Origin of the sequence: Thiofaba sp. EF100, assembly GCF_039822285.1 — a bacterium.
Classification (GTDB): domain Bacteria; phylum Pseudomonadota; class Gammaproteobacteria; order Halothiobacillales; family Halothiobacillaceae; genus Thiofaba.
The window spans coordinates 308,341-325,782 of record NZ_JBAJEY010000001.1 but is presented as its reverse complement, the minus strand read 5'-3'; the positions used below and the strand labels follow the sequence as shown (position 1 = coordinate 325,782).

Here is a 17,442-nt window from a genome sequence, read left to right as displayed (position 1 = left end):
CAGGCAAGCTCCATCAGGGGTTCTCCGGCAGGGATGCACGCTCAGCGGCGCGGCTCAGGCGGCCGAGCTGGACCAGGATCAGCACGGTCGCGCCGACCACCACCAGGAACACCCCGAAGTCGAAGGCCATCGCACTCGCCAGCTCGAACTCACCCACCACGGGCCAGTGCAGGTGGGTGAAGGTGGAAGTCAGGAAGGGGAAGCCGAGGCCCATCGCCACCAGCCCGGTGCCGGTGGCAAGGGCGAGACCCGCGGCGATGACGCGGTGCATGTCCAGCCGCAGGCGTTGTTCGGTCCAGTCGATGCCGTTGGCGAGGTACTGGACGATCAGCGCCACGGCGGTGATCAGCCCGGCAATGAAACCGCCGCCCGGCAGGTTGTGGCCGCGCAGCAGGATGAACACCGCGACCAGCAGGGTCAGAGGTAGTAACAGCCGGGTGAGGGTGGCCATGATCAGCGAGTGGCCGTCAGCATTCCAGCGGCGGCCTTCGGCATCCGCGGCCGGCATGGGCAGCCTCAGGCCGTGCAGCAGGGCGACGATGCCTAGCCCGGCAAGCGCCAGCACGGTGATCTCGCCCAGGGTATCGAAACCGCGGAAGTCGACCAGGATCACGTTGACCACGTTGGTGCCGCCCCCGCCGGGGAGGGCCTGGTCGAGGTAGTAGCCGGCGATGGTGTCGAGCGGGCGGGTGAGGACGGCGAGGGTCAGCAGGGTGGCGCCCAGGCCCGCGCCCAGCGCCAGCAGCCCATCCCGCCCGATACGCAGGCGGCAAGACTCAGACGAGGTCTGCTGCGGCAGGAAGAATAGGGCCAGCAGCAGGAGCACGATGGTGACCACCTCCACCGAGAGCTGGGTCAGGGCGAGATCCGGCGCGGAGAACTTCACAAAGGCGAGCGAGACGATCAGGCCGATCACCCCCATGGTGATGAGCGCGGTGAGGCGCTGCCGGTGCCAGCGCACGGTGGCGAGGGTGGCGAGCACAAGAGCCAGCGCGGCGGTGAGCGAGACGGCATCCACCGGCAGCATCTCGGCCATACCCAAGAGCGGGGCATGGTGGAGGGCAAAGCCGGCCACGGTCACCCCGAGTGCGGCGAGCACCAGCCAGGCGACGGCGCCCTGCAGGCTGCCACGATCCATTCGCTGGGTCACGCCTGCGGCCAGCCGACCGAGGGTGCCCATCAGGGCGTGGTAGGGCACCCGTGCGTCGAGCCGGCCCACGGTGCGCTCGTGCCAGGCGAACAGCGGCTGGCGGAAGACATACACCAGTACGCCGAGGGCCAGCGCGGCCATAGACATCATGAGCGGCAGATTGAAGCCATGCCAGAGTGCAAGGCTGTATTCCGGGACCTGGCCCTGCAGGGTGCCATCCACCGCCACCGCGAGCAGCGGGCCAACGGTCAGGCTGGGCAGGATGCCGACCGCGAGGCAGAGTACCACCAGGATATCGACCGGCACCTTCATGAAGCGCGGCGGCTCGTGCGGGGTCTTCGGCAGGTCGATGGGATCGCCGTTGAAGAACACGTCGTGGATGAAGCGCAGCGAGTAGGCCACCGACAGCATTCCCGCGAGGGTGACCAAGAGCGGGATCAGCCAGGCCAGGGGTAGCTGGCTGCCCACCTCCACCGCCTCGGCGAAGAACATCTCCTTGCTAAGAAAGCCGTTGAGCAGGGGCACGCCGGCCATCGCCGCCGCCGCGATCATTGCCAGCACCGCGGTGTGGGGCATGTAGCGGAGCAGGCCGTTGAGGCGGCGCATGTCGCGGGTGCCGGTCTCGTGGTCGATGATCCCGGCGACCATGAACAGCGAGGCCTTGAAGGTGGCATGGTTGATGATGTGAAACACCCCGGCCACCGCCGCGAGCGGCGTGCCGAAGCCAAACAACAGGGTGATCAGACCAAGATGGGAAACGGTCGAGTAGGCCAAAAGCCCCTTCAAGTCATGTTTGAACAGTGCGGTGTAGGCCCCGACCAAAAGGGTCAAAAGTCCCGCCCCGCCCACCAGCACGCTCCATTCGAGTGTCCCGGAGAGGGCCGGGAACAGGCGCGCGAGCAGGAACACGCCCGCCTTGACCATGGTCGCCGAGTGCAGGTAGGCCGAGACCGGGGTGGGCGCGGCCATCGCGTGCGGCAGCCAGAAGTGGAACGGGAACTGGGCGGACTTGGTGAACACCCCGAGCAGGATGAGCACCAGGATGGGCAGGTAGAGCGGATGGGCGCGGATCATCTCGCCCGCCGCGAGCACCTCGGTCAGGTTGTAGCTGCCGACCACATGGCCAAGCAGCAGTACCCCGGCAAGCAGGGCCAGCCCCCCACCGCCGGTGATCGCCAGGGCCATGCGCGCGCCCTCGCGGGCGTCCTTGCGGTACTGCCAGTAGCTGATCAGGAGAAAAGAAGAGAGCGAGGTCAGCTCCCAGAACACCACCAGCTGCAGCAGGTTCTCGGACAGCACCACCCCCAGCATGGAGCCCATGAACAGCAGCATGTAGGCGTAAAAACGCCCCATCGAGTCGCGCGCGGAGAGGTAGTAACGCGCGTAGATCACGATCAAAAGGCCGATGCCCAGGATCAAGAGGGCGAACAGCAACGCAAGACCGTCCAGGCGGAAGGCGAAGGACAGGCCGAGGGCGGGGATCCAGTCCCACGCCTCGACCCGCTGCTCACCCCCGAACACCCTGAGCGCCTCGGGCAGCAGGGTCAGCGCAGCCGCGAGGGTCACGGCGCCCGCGCTCCAGGCCGAGGCCAGGCGGTTGAGGCGGGCGGACCCGGCGGCCAGGGCGGCCCCGAGGAAGGGCAGCAGGACGACAAGGGCGAGGTTCATGAGCAGTAAGTTTGGTCGATCGGGCTCGAAGGATCAGTCTCGAACCTTAGCATGACCCGGCAGGGTGACCTACCCCGTAAGGGCCATGGCCTGAAGCTGGCTGTAGGAGGTCCGACCTCCAGGCTGTTTCAAAACCCATTGAAACAGCCTGGAGGGGCGAGCCAAGGATGGCTCGTGCGAGTTTCAAAAGGGCAGGACAGCCCTTTTGAAACAGTCAGTCTAGGGCCGATAACCCATTCAGCGCAGTGAGACAGGTTCATGCCATGGCTCGGCGGTCATCATGACGCCGGGTTTTGCGGGGTTGCATGACTGAAGACCACGGCATCGCCCAAGTCCGCGCGCAGGCGGATGGCGAGCGCGTCGGGGAGCCATTCGCTGCTCGCAGCGAGGACCCGGTGGCCGTCGGGCAGCTGCACCGTGTAGAGCTGGCGGTCGCCGCGGAACACCCGGCGCACGATCTCGCCCGCTACTGGGCCATTCGGGTCGGGCACGACCATCTCCGGGCGCAGGAACAGGGTCAGGTGCTCGCCTGCGGGAAGGTGCTGCCCCGGCAGGGCGCCGAGGGCGCAGCGCCACTGGCCCGCGGCATCGCGCTGCAGCGGCAGGAAGCTGCCGTGGCCGATGAAGCGGGCGACAAAGGGATGGGCCGGCTGGTGGTAGAGGGTGTGGGCATCCCCCCACTGCAGGATACGCCCCTGGTGCATCACCCCGATCTGGTCGGCCATGGCGAAGGCCTCGTACTGGTCATGGGTGACCAGCAGGGCGGTCATGCCTTCCTCGCGCAACAGCTCGCGTACATCGCCGGCGAGCTGCTCGCGCAACTCCCGATCCAGCGCGGCGAAGGGTTCGTCGAGCAGCAGCAGGCGCGGGCGTGCGGCCAGCGCACGGGCCAGGGCCACGCGCTGGCGTTGCCCCCCCGAAAGCTCGTGCGGGTAACGTGCAAGCAAGCCCTGGAGGTGCAGGCGCTGCGCGAGCCGCTGCACCCGTTCGCGCCGCTCCAAGGCACTGAGTGAGTGCAGACCGAAGGCGATGTTTTCCGCCGTGCTCAGGTGGGGGAACAGGGCGTCGTCCTGAAAGACGAGGCCGATGCCGCGCCGCTCCGGCGGCAGCCTCCCTACATCCTCGCCGAACAGATGAATGCGGCCTTCGACATGGGCCTGCAGGCCGGCCATGGCACGCAGCAGGGTGGTCTTGCCGCAGCCCGAGGGGCCGAGCAGGCAGGCCAGTTGCTGCTCTTCAAGGCAAAGATCGAGGTGGCGGAGAACCCAGTCCGTGTCCAGGCGGATGCCCAGATCCTGGATGTCGAGCGCTGCGGGCATGGCATGTGTCTGATCGGGAAGGCGCTCAAGTTAACGGATGCGCGTCCCGTAGGCCAGCGCGACCATTCAGGCGGGCGAGCAGGATGACCGCCGGCAGGCTGAGCAGGACGATGCACAGGGCGGGCAGAGCAGCATCGGCCAGACGCTCGTCGGAGGCCAGCTCATGCGCCCGCACGGCCAGGGTATTGAAGTTGAAGGGGCGCAGCACGAGGGTGGCCGGCAGCTCCTTCAGCGTCTCGACGAAGGCGAGGATCAGCACCGTGATGAGGCTGCCGCGCAAGAGCGGCAGGTGGACCTGGATGGCGCTGCGCCACGGGGACAGACCCAAAAGGCGCGCGCTCTCGGTCAGGCTGGGGCGGAGCGTGGCGAGGCCGCTCTCCACGCCCTGCTGACCCAGGGCGAGGAAGCGGGAGAGGTAGGCCCACAGCAGGGCGAGCAGGCCGCCGCTGAATAGCAGGCCGGAAACGATCCCTTGCGCGTTGAGCCAGCGGTCGAATTGGCCGAGCGGGATCATCAGCCCCAGGGCGATCACCATGCCCGGCACCGCGTAGCCGAGGCCAGCGAGCCGGTACAGGCTATGCCTGAGCGGGGAGGGGTGGCGCCGCACACCGAGGGCGAGCAGCAGGGCGAGGGCGGTGATGAGTCCTGCCGCGCCCAAGGCCAGGAGCAGGGAGTGGATCAGCAGGCGCTGGAAGTCCGGCGCAAGCACCTGCTCGATGCGCGGCAGGGCCCACAGGCCAAGCTGCAGCAAGGGCGCGCCGAAGCCCAGGGTCACGATCACCCCGCCCGCCAGCCACGCCGCCAGGGCCTGCCCGCGGCTCAGGCGCCGCGGCAGGATCGGGCGGGCGTGGCGGCCGTAGTCGAACCGGGCCCGGCCGCGCGCGCGCAGCTCAAGGACAAACAGGGTCATGGTCACGGCGGCCAGCACCGCGGCCAGGGCCATCGCCCCCTGCACGTCCCCCAGGCCATGCCAGGTGCGCAGGATGCCGGTGGTGAAGGTGGGGACACCGAAGTGATACACCGCGCCGTAGTCCGCCATGGTCTCCATCAGCGCGAGCATGACCCCGGCGAACAGGGCCGGACGGATCAGCGGCAAGCGCACCGCAAGAAACAGGCGCCAGCCGCGCTGGCCCAGGGTCCGGGCGGCCTCCTCGAAGCCCTGGTGGGGGGCGCGCAGGGCCTCGCGGGCGAGCAGATAGACGTAGGGGTAAAACCCCAGGCTGAAGATCAGGATGGCCCCCGGCAGCGAGCGGATGTCCGGCCACAGGGCACCGCGCGTCCCCAGAAGTTCCCGCAGCCCGGTCTGAAGCCAGCCTTCGGGGGCGAGCAGGCCGGTATAGGTGTAGGCGAGGATGTAGGCCGGCAGGGCGAGCGGAAGCAGAAAGAGTCCGGCAAGCAGACTGCGGCCTGGGAAGTCCAGGCGGGTGACCAGCCAGGCGGAAAACAGCCCAAGCAGGAGGGTGCCTGCGCCCACCCCAAGGCCAAGCAGCAGGCTGTTGATCAGGTATTCGGGCAGGACCGTCTGCCACAACCCAAGCCAGAGTTCGATGCCGGTACCGGGCAGGGCAGCAAAGACCACCAGGATGGGCAGGGCGGGAAGCAGGGCGGCCAGCACCCACCCCGCGCGCGGCAGGCGCAGGCTCAGGGGGCGGGCCGCGAGGGCAGAGATCAACGCCATCCGGCGCGGTCGAGCAGGCGTACGGCCTGGGCGTTCAGCTCGCCCAGGCGGGCGAGCGGCAGGGCATCGGCCTTGAACGCGCCCATGGTACGCAGGGTGGGACTGATCGCGATGCCCGCCTTCACCGGGTATTCCTGATTGACCTCGGCATACCAGCGCTGGGCCTCGTCGGAGACCAGGAACTCCAGCAGCTTGCGCGCCTCAGCAACGTTCTTGGCTGCCGCGGTGATGCCCGCGCCGCTGACGTTCACATGCGCGCCGCGATCCTTCTGGTTGGGCCAGAACACCGCCACCTTGGCTGCGGCCTCGCGCTCGGCGGGCTCCTCGGCGTTCTGCATGCCGGCGAGGTAGTAAGTGTTCACCAGCGAGACATCACACTCGCCGGCGGCGATGGCCTTGATCTGGTCGCGATCCCCCCCCTTCGGCGGGCGGGCGAGGTTGGCCACCACCCCCTTGGCCCAGTCCAGGGTGGCCGCTTCGCCATCGTGGGCGATGAGCGCGGCGGTCAGCGACTGGTTGTAGATGCTGTCCGAGGAGCGCATGCACACACGGCCTTTCCAGCTCGGATCGGCCAGGCCCTCGTAGGTGGACAGCTCCTCACGCTTGACCCGCTCCGGGGCATAGACGATGACCCGCGCCCGCAGGGTCAGCCCGAACCACTGGTTGCCCGGATCGCGGTAGGCGGCGGGAATGGCGGCGTTGAGGGTGGGGGAATCGACCGCCTGCAGCAGGCCGGCGGCCTTGGCACGGTGCAGGCGACCGGCGTCCGCGGTCATCAGCACATCGGCGGGAGACTGCGCGCCCTCGGCCTTGAGGCGTTCGATCAGGGCATCGTCCTTGCCGCTGACCAGGTTGACCTTGATCCCGGTCTCCTTGCTGAAGGTGTCGAGCAGGGGCTTGATGAGGGCCTCACCGCGACCCGAATAGACATTGACCTCGGCGGACTGGGCGGAGACGGCGCTCAGCAGGGTGGCACAGAGGGTGGCGAGAACACGCTTGGACGTCATGGTGGCAGCTCCGGGGGATCTGATTCGAGGCCATTGTGCTTGGCGGCATAAAAAAATCAAGTAAGAAACATTCTCAATTACGTTTGCGTGCATGGGGGTATGATTCCGTCCGTGCCGGCGCCCTCCGAGGCACGGCAACTGCGTGAAAGCCTGAAGCGATCGAACAAGGCGAGAATCCAGCGTGCGAAGGGTGCAATCTTTACCCCCTTTGGCCGTAGGAGGCCCGCCCCCCGGCCGACGGTCCCTTCAGTACCGCCCTATCGCGACGAGGGCGTCGCTCCTACGTCCCGTTCATGCGTTTGACCAGCCCTCCGAGGAGAGGCCGGTGTGAGGTGGTGGGCGGCTCTGGTAATATCCCGGCTTTGCCACGTATTTGAGCCTGTTAGCCGTGACCATGTATCTCACCGACGATCTGCGCATCGTGGGCATCCAGGAAGTCATGCCGCCCGTGGAGGTGCGCCGCAAGCATCCGCTGACCGAGCGCGGGGCGGAGACGGTGTATTCCGCGCGCCAGGCCATCCACGCGATCCTGACCGGTGAGGACGACCGCCTGCTGGTCATCATGGGGCCGTGCTCGATTCACGACGTGAAGGCCGCGCGCGACTACGCCCAGCGCCTCAAGGGGCTGGCGGAGGCGGTGAAGGACGACATCCTGCTCATCATGCGCGTGTACTTCGAAAAGCCGCGTACCACCGTGGGCTGGAAGGGGCTGATCAACGACCCGAACCTGGACGGCAGCTACCGCATCAACGAGGGCTTGCATCTGGCGCGTCACCTGCTGGCGGACCTCGCCGACATGGGTGTGCCGGCCGCGACCGAGTACCTCGACCTCATCAGCCCGCAGTATGTCTCCGACCTGGTCAGCTGGGGCGCCATCGGGGCGCGCACCACCGAGAGCCAGGTGCACCGCGAGCTGGCCTCCGGTCTCTCCTGCCCGGTCGGGTTCAAGAACGGCACCGACGGCGGCCTGCAGGTGGCCATCGACGCGATCCGCGCGGCGGAGCGCCCGCACCATTTCCTGTCGGTGACCAAGGAGGGGCATTCCGCGATCTTCTCCACCCGCGGCAACGAGGACTGCCACATCATCCTGCGCGGCGGCAAGCAGCCCAATTACGATGCCGAAAGCGTCGCCGCCGCCGTGTCCGCGCTGGACAAGGCGAATCTGCCGAAGCGCCTGATGATCGACTTCTCGCACGCCAACAGCCGCAAGGAATACCTGCGCCAGATCGACGTGGCGCGCGACGTGGCCGGCCAGATTGCGGCGGGCAACCGCCACATCATCGGCGCCATGATCGAGAGCCATATCGTTGGTGGCCGCCAGGACGTGCAGGACCCCTGCACACTGACCTACGGCCAGAGCATCACCGACGCGTGCATCGGCTGGGAGGACAGCGTGGGGGTCATCCACGAGCTCGCGGCCGCGGTGCGTGAGCGCCGGAGCAAGGGTTGAGCGGGATGCTGGAGCTTCTCCTCGCGGGTGGCTGGTGGATGGCGCCCATCCTGCTCGCCTCGGTGGTCGCGCTCGGCCTCATCATCGAGCGGGCTTGGAGCCTGCGGCGCGCCCGGGTCCTGCCGCCCGGTGTGGTGGAGGAAATCGAGCGGCTGGTCCAGCGCCGTGAACTCACCGCCGAGCGGCTGCGTGCCATCGGCCTGCGTTCGCCGCTCGGGCGGGTGCTGGTGGCGGGACTCGCCCCCTACGCGATCAGCCGCGAGGAGATGAAGGCCAGGATCGAGGACGCCGGTCGCCATGTGGCGCATGAACTCGAATGCTGCCTGACCACCCTTGGCACCATCGCCGTCATCAGCCCGCTGCTTGGCCTGCTCGGCACCGTGGTGGGGATGATCATGACCTTCGATGTCATCACCAGCCAGGGCCTCGGGCGGCCGTCCGATCTTGCCGGCGGGATCTCCACCGCGCTGTTGACCACCGCGGCCGGCCTGATCGTGGCCGTGCCGAGTGTGATCGCCCACCGCGCCTTCCGCGCCCAGGTCGACCGGCTGGTGATCGACATGGAACGCGAGGCCATGCGCCTGCTCGATGGCCTGTTCGCCATCGAGGCGCGCGCGGCCCTGCGCGAGGCGGGCAAGCCCTCCGCAAGCGCCCCAGTGACGCCGGCGGGATGAGCCGTTCATGAACTTCCGTCCGCGCCAGCGCGACGAGGTTGGCCTCGATCTCACCTCCCTGATCGACGTGGTCTTCCTCCTGCTGCTGTTCTTCATGCTCACTACCACTTTCGTGGAGGCCACCCGGCTCAAGGTCGATCTGCCCGAGGCCGGGCAGGGCGCGGCCGCCGAGCGCAAGGATGAGCCCTGGGTGATCGAGATCGACGCGGCCGGGCACTATGCCCTCAATGGCGAGGTGGTCGAGGCCGATCAGCTGGCGGCCCGCCTGCGCGCCGTCCCGGGGCGCAGCGAGGACACCCAGGTTCTGATCCGGGCCGATGGCCGGGCCACTCACCAGGCCGTGGTGCGCGCCCTCGATGCCGCACGTGCGGCGGGTCTGGTGCACGTCGGCCTCGCCACCGAACCGGCCCCGCCCGCACGATGACGGACCGCACCCACACCCTGCGCGGGGTGGATACCTACCGTCGCCTGTTGGGCTATGTTCGCCCGCACTGGCGCATCTTCGCCCTCGCCATCCTCGGCATGATCGCCGCCTCGCTCACCGACGTGGCCTTTGCCGCGCTGATGAAGCCCCTGCTCGATGGCAGCTTCGTCGCCAAGGACCTCGCCACCACCCAGTGGGTGCCGCTGGCCCTGGTCGGGGTGTTCCTCGTCCGCGCGGTGGGCGAGTTCGGCGCCAAGTACGGCATGACCTGGGTGGCGCGCAAGGTGGTCAGCACCCTGCGCCAGCAGGTGTTCGACAAGCTCCTGCGCCTGCCCACCCGCTTCTTCGACCATGCCCAGTCAGGCGATCTGCTCGCCCGCCTGACCTACACCGTGGAGCAGGTGGCCAGTGCCGCCACCGGGGCGCTGACGGTGCTGGTGCGCGATGGCCTGTCGGTGATCGGCCTTTTGGCGTGGATGTTCTGGCTCAGCCCGCAGCTGACGGTGTTCATCCTGGTGGTGGCGCCCATCGTGGTCGCCCTCATTGCCCTGGTGAGCCGCAACTTTCGCCGCTACAGCCGGCGCATCCAGGCCTCGGTCGGCGAGATCGCCCAGGTGGCGGATGAGGTGGTCGGGGGGCATCGCCTGGTGCGGGTCTACGGCGGCGAGCCCTACGAGCAGGCGCGCTTTGCCGCGGCGAACGAGCGCAACCGCCGGGCCTTCATGCGCATGGAACTGCTGGATGCCTCCAGCACCCCCATCGTGCAGTTCCTGGTGGCGGTGGCGATTGCCAGCATCATCGCCTTCGCCACCAGCGGCGAGCGCCTGGAGCAGCTCACCGTCGGTACCTTCATCTCCTTCATCACTGCCCTCGCGATGCTGCTCTCGCCGCTCAAGCGTCTGACCAGCCTCAATGCCACCCTGCAAAAGGGGATTGCCGCCGGCGAGCAGCTGTTCGCCACCCTGGACGAAATCGAGGAGCGGGACGAGGGGCGCCATGCCCTGGGGAGCGCAACGGGGCACGTGCGCTTCGAAGGGGTGCGCTTTGCCTACGGCGAGGGCCAGCCGGAGGTGCTGCACGGCATCGACCTCGATGTCCCGGCGGGCACCACGGTCGCCATCGTCGGCCAGTCCGGCAGCGGCAAGACCACGCTGCTCAACCTCTTGCCGCGCTTCTACGACCCCACGGGTGGGCGCATCCTGATCGACGGGGTGGACATCCGCGCGCTGCCGCTCGCCGACCTGCGCGCCCAGCTCGCCTGGGTGGGGCAGGAGATCACCCTGTTCGACGACACGGTGGCCAACAACATCGCCTACGGCAGCCTGCAGGGGGCGTCGATGGAGGCCATCCGCGCCGCCGCCGACCAGGCCCAGGCCACCGCCTTCATCGAGGGCCTGCCGGAGGGTTTCGAGACGCGGGTGGGCGAGCGTGGCGTGCTGCTCTCTGGCGGCCAGCGCCAGCGCATCGCCATCGCCCGCGCTTTGCTTCGCCAGGCGCCGATCCTGCTGTTGGACGAGGCGACCTCGGCCCTGGACACCGCCTCCGAGCGCCTGATCCAGCAGGCCCTGGAAGGCCTGATGCGCCATCGCACCACCCTGATTATCGCCCACCGCCTCTCCACCATCCGCAATGCCGACCGCATCGTGGTCATGGACGCGGGGCGCATCGTCGAGCAGGGCAGGCATGAGGAGTTGCTCGCGCGTGGCGGGCATTACGCGCGCCTGTACCGCCTGCAGTTCAGCGAATCCGGGGACGGTGAGGGGTGAGGACGCCGGACTTCTGGCAATCCCCCGCCGACCCGCGCAGCCTGCTGCTGGCGCCGCTCGGCTGGCTGTGGTGCCGCCTTGCCCGCCGTCGCCTGCTCGCCTACCGCAAGGGTCTGAAGCATGCCGAGCGCCTGCCGGTGCCGGTGATCGTCGTCGGCAATATCACCGCGGGCGGCAGTGGCAAGACCCCCTTGACCCTGTGGCTGGCGCGGACGCTCCAGTCCGCCGGCTGGCACCCCGCGGTGCTCAGCCGCGGCTACGGGGCAAGGATCGAGGGCGAGCCCCGGCGGGTGCGGGCGGACAGCCCGGCCACCGAGGTCGGGGATGAGCCGCTGCTGCTCAAGCGTCGGCTGGGGGAGGCGGTGGAGGTCATCGTCCACCCCGAACGGGCGCGGGCCGGGCGCCTGGCACTTGATCTCGGGGCGGATGTGCTGTTGCTCGATGATGGCTTGCAGCACCTGCAACTCGCCCGTGACCTGGAGATTGCCGTGGTCGATGGCGCGCGGGGCGTGGGCAATGGCCGCTGCCTGCCCGCGGGTCCCTTGCGCGAACCGGCAACGCGTCTGCAGGAGGTGGATGCCGTGGTGGTCCAAGGCGGACCGCCCCAAGCCGGGCAGTGGGGCATGCGGCTGGTGCCCGGGGCTGCGGTCAACCTTGTGGATGGTCGCAGCCAGCCGCTTTCCACCTTCCGCGGCCAAATGTGCGACGCCCTGGCCGGGATTGGCCATCCTGAGCGCTTCTTCGCCATGCTACGCGGGCTGGGTCTTGAGATTGAGGGCCACCCCTTCGCCGATCACCACCCGTTCAGCGCGGCCGATCTTGTCCCTTTTACCGCCCGGCCGCTGCTGATGACCGAGAAGGATGCGGTAAAATGCCAAGCCTATGCCCAGCCCAACCACTGGTATGTCCCCGTCGAAGCCGAGGTGGACGCCGGGTTGGCCGAATTCATCCTCTCCCGCCTGGAGCCCTTGCGCGATGGACAAACGCCTGCTTGAGATCCTTGCCTGCCCGGTGACCAAGGGGCCGCTCATCTATGACCAATCCGCCCAGGAGTTGATCTCCATCGCCGCCCGGCTGGCCTATCCGATCCGCGATGGCATCCCGGTGATGCTGCCCGAGGAGGCCCGCCAGCTCTCCGAAGAGGAGGCTGAGCGCCTGCGCGCCCAGCATCCGGCGGCCGCGTGATGGGCTACAAGCTCGTCATCCCCGCCCGCTACGGTTCCTCCCGCCTGCCGGGCAAGCCGCTCTTGCCGCTCGCGGGCCGGCCGCTGATTGCCCATGTCATCGAGCGCGCCCGCACCTGCCAGGCCGACGAGATCATCCTCGCCACCGACGATGAGCGCATCCGTGTGGCCGGCGAGGGGCTTGGGGTGCGGGTGGTGATGACCTCGTCCAGCCATGCCACCGGCACCGACCGGTTGGCCGAGGTGGTCCGCCTCATGGGCTGGCCGGATGACACCCTGGTCCTGAACCTGCAGGGCGATGAGCCGCTGATCCCGGCCGACCTGCTGGACCGGCTGGCGGAGAATCTCGCCGCCCATCCACAGGCCGCCATCGCCACCCTGTGCACCCCGATCCACTCCGCGCGCGATTTGTTCGACCCGCACGTGGTCAAGGTGGTGCGCGACCGCTTCGGTTTTGCCCTCTACTTCAGCCGCGCGCCTATCCCCTGGGAGCGCGATGCCTTTGGCATGGAGGCCGATGCGTATCACGACCATGCCTTCCGTCATCTTGGGCTGTATGCCTACCGTGCCGGCTTTCTGCGCAACTTCGCCGAATGGCCGGAGGCGCCGATCGAAAAATTGGAGAAGCTCGAACAGCTGCGCGCCCTGTGGCAGGGCGCGCGCATCCACGTGGACGTGGTCATGGAGCCGCCGGGGCACGGGGTGGACACGGCGGAGGACCTAGCCCGGGTTGAGGCCTTGTTGGCGCCCCGTCTGTAGGAGGCCCGCCCCCGGGCCGATGAGCCCGTTTAGGCTTTTGTCGCGGCGAGGGCGCCGCTCCTACGCGGCTGAGGTGGCCGTGTGCTGCAGCGATTTTCCCCTTGAAAACAGGGTTTTAGTCCGTCCCCGCAAACAGCTTCCGGCCCAGCGCCTCGGCCTCCTCCGCGCTCATGAACTGGCGCGCCACGGGATGCAGCCGGTCGCCGAGTTCGCTGACCAGCGGCACCTGAAAATGGCGCGGGGCATGGCGGCGCGGCTGGCCGTAGAGGTTGTCCTGCAGGGTGGCATTGCCCGGCTCCCTGAGCACGAGCATGGGGCCTTCGCGCAGGATCTCGACCACGCACAGCCTGCGACCCTCGATCAGGGCCTCGCGACCCAGCAAGCCGCTCAGGTGCTGGAGCAGGGTATCGTCGCTCATCGGACATCAACATGTAGCAGGGGATCAGGAGTATGCAGTGGGAACTGCTTGACCGCGAGGTCATGTATCAGGGGTTTTTCCGTCTGGAGCGCTATCACCTGCGCCACCAGCGTTACGCCGGGGGCTGGACGGACACCATCCGGCGGGAGATGTTCGAGCGCGGGCATGCCGTGGCGGTCCTGCCCTACGATCCCAAGCGCGATGCGGTGGTGTTGCTGGAACAGTTCCGTCCGGGGGCGCTGGACGCCCCGGGCGGGCCGTGGCTGAAGGAGTTTCCTGCCGGCATGATCGAGCCTGGCGAGTCGCCCGAGGATGTGGCGCGCCGCGAGATGCAGGAGGAGGCGGGCCTGGTGCCGCTCTCGCTCGAATACATCACCCGCTTCTGGGTCAGCCCCGGCGGTACCACTGAGAGCCTGTACCTGTACTGGGCCGAGGTGGACAGCGAGGGTGTGGGCGGCCTGCACGGCCTTGAGCATGAGCACGAGGACATCAAGGTCAGCGTCGTGCCGCGCGAGGAGGCCCTGGGGCTGCTGGAGCAGGGGCTGATCTGCTCGGCTGGGCCGATGATCCTGATGCAGTGGCTGGCCCTGCACGGTGACCGCCTGCGGGGAAGAGCGGGCCCGGCTTTCTGATCGGCGGCCTTCAAGCGCCCGGCCGATCCTGGGGCAGGCCGAGCAGCGCGCGCACCTCGGCGGACGAGTGGGCCTTGAGGGCCTCCTCGAGCAGGGCGCGTGCCTCGCCCGTTTCCGTCGTGTGCGCCACATGACCGAGCATGGGGAGCATGAGCGGCTCGACCGAGAAGGCGTGGAAGCCCATGCCGAGCAGGAGCGGGAAAAAACCCGGTACGGCAGGCAACTGGCCGCAGATCCGCATGGATAATCCGAGCGCCTTGCCTTCCTCGGCCAGCCGGGCGAGGAAGCGCAGCCAGGCTGGCGCGTAGGGATCGAGCCAGCGGGCGAGCTCGGGGCGGTTGCGGTCGGTGGCATGGAAGGCCTGCATCAGATCGTTGCAGCCAATCCCGACGAAGTCGGCCTGCGTCTTCCATTCCGGCAGGGCAAAGGCCGCCGCCGGGGTCTCCACCATGGCGCCGAGCGGCAGCCTGCTTAGCCGGGGCCAGCGTTGCAGGCGCGCCTTGATGGCCTCGAACTCCCAAGGGTGGGTCAGGTAGGGCGCCAGCAGGGCGAGGCGGTCATCCCCACTCACTTCCTCCAGGGCGGCAAGTTCGGCATCGAGCACGCACGCCATGCGCTCCAGGGCGTACAGCCGGCTGCCTTGCCAGCCGAGCGGCGCGATGGGCGCCTCCGTCCACCACGGCACCGGTTTGTCCGGGCCGTAGTCGAACAGGCGCACGGTGACCGGCAGGGGGTATGACGCTTCAAGAACCTCACCCAAGGCCTTGATGTAGAAAGCCACATCAGGCACAGCCGGTGGTTCGGGATGGAGGTATTCGCTGCGCACCAGGCCGATGGCCGAGGCCCCGCGGCGCAGGGCCTGGGCCGCACCACGTGCATCGCTGATGCTTGCCATCAGCTCGATCGGTTCACCGTCGGCCAGCCGCCAGGCGTGCTGTCCCCCCTCCGGCTTGGTAAGCGGCGGGGGCAGCGGCTCATCACCCAGCAACCCCTGCTCCCCGTCCAGCTCGAACCACTGCCCCGACACGAGGCTGGTCGCCTGCTGGCTTTCGAGCAGGAGGGTGGGGATGGCGAGGGTGAACAGCCGGATGAGGATGTGCCCAAAGCGTGCCGCATGGTGGACGATCAGTCCGGCCGGCGGGTTGCCCGCATGCCTCAACAGGGCCGGGATGTCCTGCTGATCCAGGAGCAGGATATGCCCGGCAAGATCGCCCTCCATGCGGCTGGTCAGCCGTCCCCGCGCATGGCCGGGGATGAGGGGGATGCCGCGCAGGATCACATCATGCCCCCAGCTTCCATGATCAGGGTTTGGAGGCGCCCGGCGGCCTGTCTAAGCGCCTCAAGCTCGTCGGCCTCAAGTTTTGGGGGCAGGATGGCCTGGATGCCCGCCCCGCCAAGCCGCACGGGCAGGGCGAGGCAGACGTCATGCAGGCCATACTCGCCCTCGAGCAGCACGGAGGCGTTCACCAGCCGGTGCTGGTCACGCGCGATCGCCCGCGCAAGTTCCGTGATCGTCGCCGCGGCGGAGAAAAAGGGTGAGAGCCCGCCGGTCTGGGTGATCAGCCGCCCTCCGGCCTGGCGCGTGGCCTCCAGCAGTTCGGCGATGCGCGGGGCAGGCAGCAGTTCGGTCAGCGGCATGCCCTTGACCGTGCACAGGCGGGGCAGGATCAGCATGTCGTCGCTGTGCGGGCCGAGCACCTGGGCCTGCACGTCCTCGATCGCGACGGACAGGGCATCGGCGACGAAGCGGCGCAGGCGGTGGGCATCCAGCTGGCCGCTGAGGCCAAGGATGCGCTGCCGCGGCCAGCCCCCCATGCGCAGGGCGGCGTGGGTGAGCAGATCCACCGGGTTGCTGACCACGAGGATGATGGCTTCGGGTGCATGCGTACGCACGGCGTCCATGACCTCGCGCAGCACGCCGAGATTCACACGCAGCAGAGCCTCGCGGCTCATCCTCACCGTGCGCGGGGTCCCGGCGGTGACGACGACCAGCCCGGCCCCCGCGCACAGGGTAGGGGCCTCGCCGCCGCTCACCTGCACGGGGCTCGAGGTGAGGGCGAGCGACTGGCGCATGTCCTCCGCCTTGCCCGCGGCAAGGCCGGGCCGGTTGTCGATGAGCACGACATCGCCCAGACCCTCGCGGGCCATGAGGAAGCCGCTGGTGGCGCCGACGTTGCCCGCACCGAAGATGGCGATGCGCAAGCGCGTCGGGATCATGGCTCGCCCCACTCCAGCGCGCGGGCCAGTGCGGGATGCACGACCTTGCCCTCGGCTATGTTGAGTCCATGCGCCAGGTGCGGGTCATCGTACGTGGCCTGCCGCCAGCCCTTGCTGGCCAAGGCGAGCACATGGGGCAAGGTGGCGGCATTGAGGGCCAGGGTCGAGGTGCGGGGTACGGCGCCCGGCATATTGCTCACCCCGTAGTGCAGCACGCCCTCCTCGACATAGGTCGGTTCGGCATGGGTGGTCGGCCGCGCCGTCTCGACACAACCGCCCTGGTCGATGTCCACGTCCACGATCACCGCCCCCTCGGGCATGGTGCGCACCATCTCGCGGGTAACGAGGGTGGGGGCCCGCCCGCCGGGCACCAGCACGGCGCCGATCAAGAGGTCAGTGCGGGTGAGCTCCTGTTCGATGGCCTCGCGCGTGGCGATGCCGGTGCGCAGGCGGCCCGGCATGGCCGCATCCAGCTGACGCAGTGGCGGCAGCGAGCGGTTGAGCACGGTGACCTCGGCCCCGAGGCCGGCTGCCATGCGCGCGGCGTTGCGCCCCACATGGCCGGCGCCGAGGATCAGCACCCGCCCGGGCGGTACTCCCGGCACCCCCGCGAGCAGGATGCCGCGCCCCCCCTGGGATCGCTGCAGGTACCAGGCACCGACCTGCACGCTCATGCGCCCGGCCACCTCGGACATGGGCGCGAGGAGCGGCAGGCTGCCATCCGGCGCGGTGACCGTCTCGTAGGCGATGCCGACGCAGCCGCGCTCCAGCATCACCCGTGCAAGCTCGGGTGCGGCGGCCAGGTGCAGGAAGGTGAATAGCGTAAGGTCGGCGCGCAGGAAGGGATACTCGGCGGGCAGCGGCTCCTTCACCTTCACCACCATCTCGGCCGTGCTCCAGACGGTTTCGGCATCCTCCGCAACACGGGCCCCCGCGCGCCGGTAGTCCTCGTCCGAGGCCCCGATGCCAAGCCCCGCGCCGGTCTCGACCATGACCTCGTGGCCCTGCCCGAGCAGCTCCCGGACGCTCGCCGGAGTCAGGCCGACCCGGTATTCGTGCGTCTTGATCTCCTTGGGTACGCCAATGTGCATGCTGT

General features: G+C 68.7%; 16 protein-coding genes. 8 read left to right on the top strand and 8 right to left on the bottom strand.

Translation table 11 applies throughout. The features are described 5' to 3' along the window. Positions 1–13 precede the first annotated feature (13 nt). The 4 genes from V6D91_RS01610 to V6D91_RS01595 all read right to left on the bottom strand — a co-directional run bounded on the left by V6D91_RS01610 (position 14) and on the right by V6D91_RS01595 (position 6,822). The gene (locus tag V6D91_RS01610; RefSeq protein WP_347317433.1) at positions 14–2,818 is read right to left on the bottom strand and encodes a monovalent cation/H+ antiporter subunit A; all 2,805 of its coding nucleotides are present in this window, start codon (positions 2,816–2,818) and stop codon (positions 14–16) included. Positions 2,819–3,096: 278 nt separating this feature from the next. Continuing rightward, complete coding sequence (locus V6D91_RS01605; protein WP_347317432.1) at positions 3,097–4,137, bottom strand: ABC transporter ATP-binding protein; 1,041 nt, start codon at positions 4,135–4,137, stop codon at positions 3,097–3,099. A gap of 25 nt (positions 4,138–4,162) precedes the next feature. Then, positions 4,163–5,815, bottom strand: a complete 1,653-nt coding sequence (locus V6D91_RS01600) for an iron ABC transporter permease (protein WP_347317431.1) — start codon at positions 5,813–5,815, stop codon at positions 4,163–4,165. Then, on the bottom strand, positions 5,806–6,822 hold the full coding sequence (locus tag V6D91_RS01595; RefSeq protein WP_347317430.1) for a Fe(3+) ABC transporter substrate-binding protein: 1,017 nt from the start codon (positions 6,820–6,822) through the stop codon (positions 5,806–5,808). Before V6D91_RS01595 ends, V6D91_RS01600 begins: the two co-directional genes overlap by 10 nt. Before the next feature lie 394 nt (positions 6,823–7,216). Between V6D91_RS01595 and aroG the strand changes: the two genes are divergently transcribed. From aroG to kdsB, 7 genes are read left to right on the top strand one after another with little or no spacing between them, the layout of a single operon-like run. Continuing rightward, on the top strand, positions 7,217–8,272 hold the full coding sequence (gene aroG / locus V6D91_RS01590; protein ID WP_347318084.1) for a 3-deoxy-7-phosphoheptulonate synthase AroG: 1,056 nt from the start codon (positions 7,217–7,219) through the stop codon (positions 8,270–8,272). A 5-nt stretch (positions 8,273–8,277) separates the two neighbouring features. Next, positions 8,278–8,946, top strand: a complete 669-nt coding sequence (locus tag V6D91_RS01585; RefSeq protein WP_347317429.1) for a MotA/TolQ/ExbB proton channel family protein — start codon at positions 8,278–8,280, stop codon at positions 8,944–8,946. A gap of 7 nt (positions 8,947–8,953) precedes the next feature. Then, entirely contained in the window at positions 8,954–9,370 is a 417-nt protein-coding gene (locus V6D91_RS01580; RefSeq protein WP_347317428.1) for a biopolymer transporter ExbD, read from the top strand. After that, positions 9,367–11,136, top strand: coding sequence for a lipid A export permease/ATP-binding protein MsbA (gene msbA / locus V6D91_RS01575; protein WP_347317427.1), 1,770 nt, complete (start codon positions 9,367–9,369; stop codon positions 11,134–11,136). The genes V6D91_RS01580 and msbA overlap by 4 nt, the downstream gene beginning before the upstream one ends. Continuing rightward, entirely contained in the window at positions 11,133–12,131 is a 999-nt protein-coding gene (gene lpxK / locus V6D91_RS01570; RefSeq protein ID WP_347317426.1) for a tetraacyldisaccharide 4'-kinase, read from the top strand. Before msbA ends, lpxK begins: the two co-directional genes overlap by 4 nt. Beyond that, entirely contained in the window at positions 12,112–12,321 is a 210-nt protein-coding gene (locus V6D91_RS01565; protein WP_347317425.1) for a Trm112 family protein, read from the top strand. The genes lpxK and V6D91_RS01565 overlap by 20 nt, the downstream gene beginning before the upstream one ends. Then, on the top strand, positions 12,321–13,079 hold the full coding sequence (gene kdsB, locus V6D91_RS01560) for a 3-deoxy-manno-octulosonate cytidylyltransferase (protein WP_347317424.1): 759 nt from the start codon (positions 12,321–12,323) through the stop codon (positions 13,077–13,079). Before V6D91_RS01565 ends, kdsB begins: the two co-directional genes overlap by 1 nt. A 115-nt stretch (positions 13,080–13,194) precedes the next feature. Here kdsB and V6D91_RS01555 read toward each other — a convergent pair whose 3' ends face one another. Continuing rightward, a complete protein-coding gene (locus tag V6D91_RS01555; RefSeq protein ID WP_347317423.1) occupies positions 13,195–13,497 on the bottom strand; it encodes a hypothetical protein in 303 nt (100 codons plus the stop codon). Positions 13,498–13,529: 32 nt separating this feature from the next. Here V6D91_RS01555 and V6D91_RS01550 point away from each other — a divergent pair, with 32 nt between their 5' ends. Beyond that, on the top strand, positions 13,530–14,129 hold the full coding sequence (locus tag V6D91_RS01550) for an NUDIX domain-containing protein (protein ID WP_347317422.1): 600 nt from the start codon (positions 13,530–13,532) through the stop codon (positions 14,127–14,129). Between the two features lie 10 nt (positions 14,130–14,139). On the opposite strand, the gene V6D91_RS01545 is transcribed toward V6D91_RS01550, so the two are convergent. The 3 genes from V6D91_RS01545 to ald are packed head-to-tail and all read right to left on the bottom strand — an operon-like array spanning position 14,140 to position 17,437. Then, complete coding sequence (locus V6D91_RS01545) at positions 14,140–15,408, bottom strand: putative PEP-binding protein (protein WP_347317421.1); 1,269 nt, start codon at positions 15,406–15,408, stop codon at positions 14,140–14,142. Then, on the bottom strand, positions 15,405–16,346 hold the full coding sequence (locus V6D91_RS01540) for a malate dehydrogenase (RefSeq protein ID WP_347317420.1): 942 nt from the start codon (positions 16,344–16,346) through the stop codon (positions 15,405–15,407). The genes V6D91_RS01545 and V6D91_RS01540 overlap by 4 nt, the downstream gene beginning before the upstream one ends. Beyond that, a complete protein-coding gene (ald, locus tag V6D91_RS01535) occupies positions 16,343–17,437 on the bottom strand; it encodes an alanine dehydrogenase (RefSeq protein WP_347317419.1) in 1,095 nt (364 codons plus the stop codon). Before ald ends, V6D91_RS01540 begins: the two co-directional genes overlap by 4 nt. Positions 17,438–17,442: the final 5 nt, after the last annotated feature.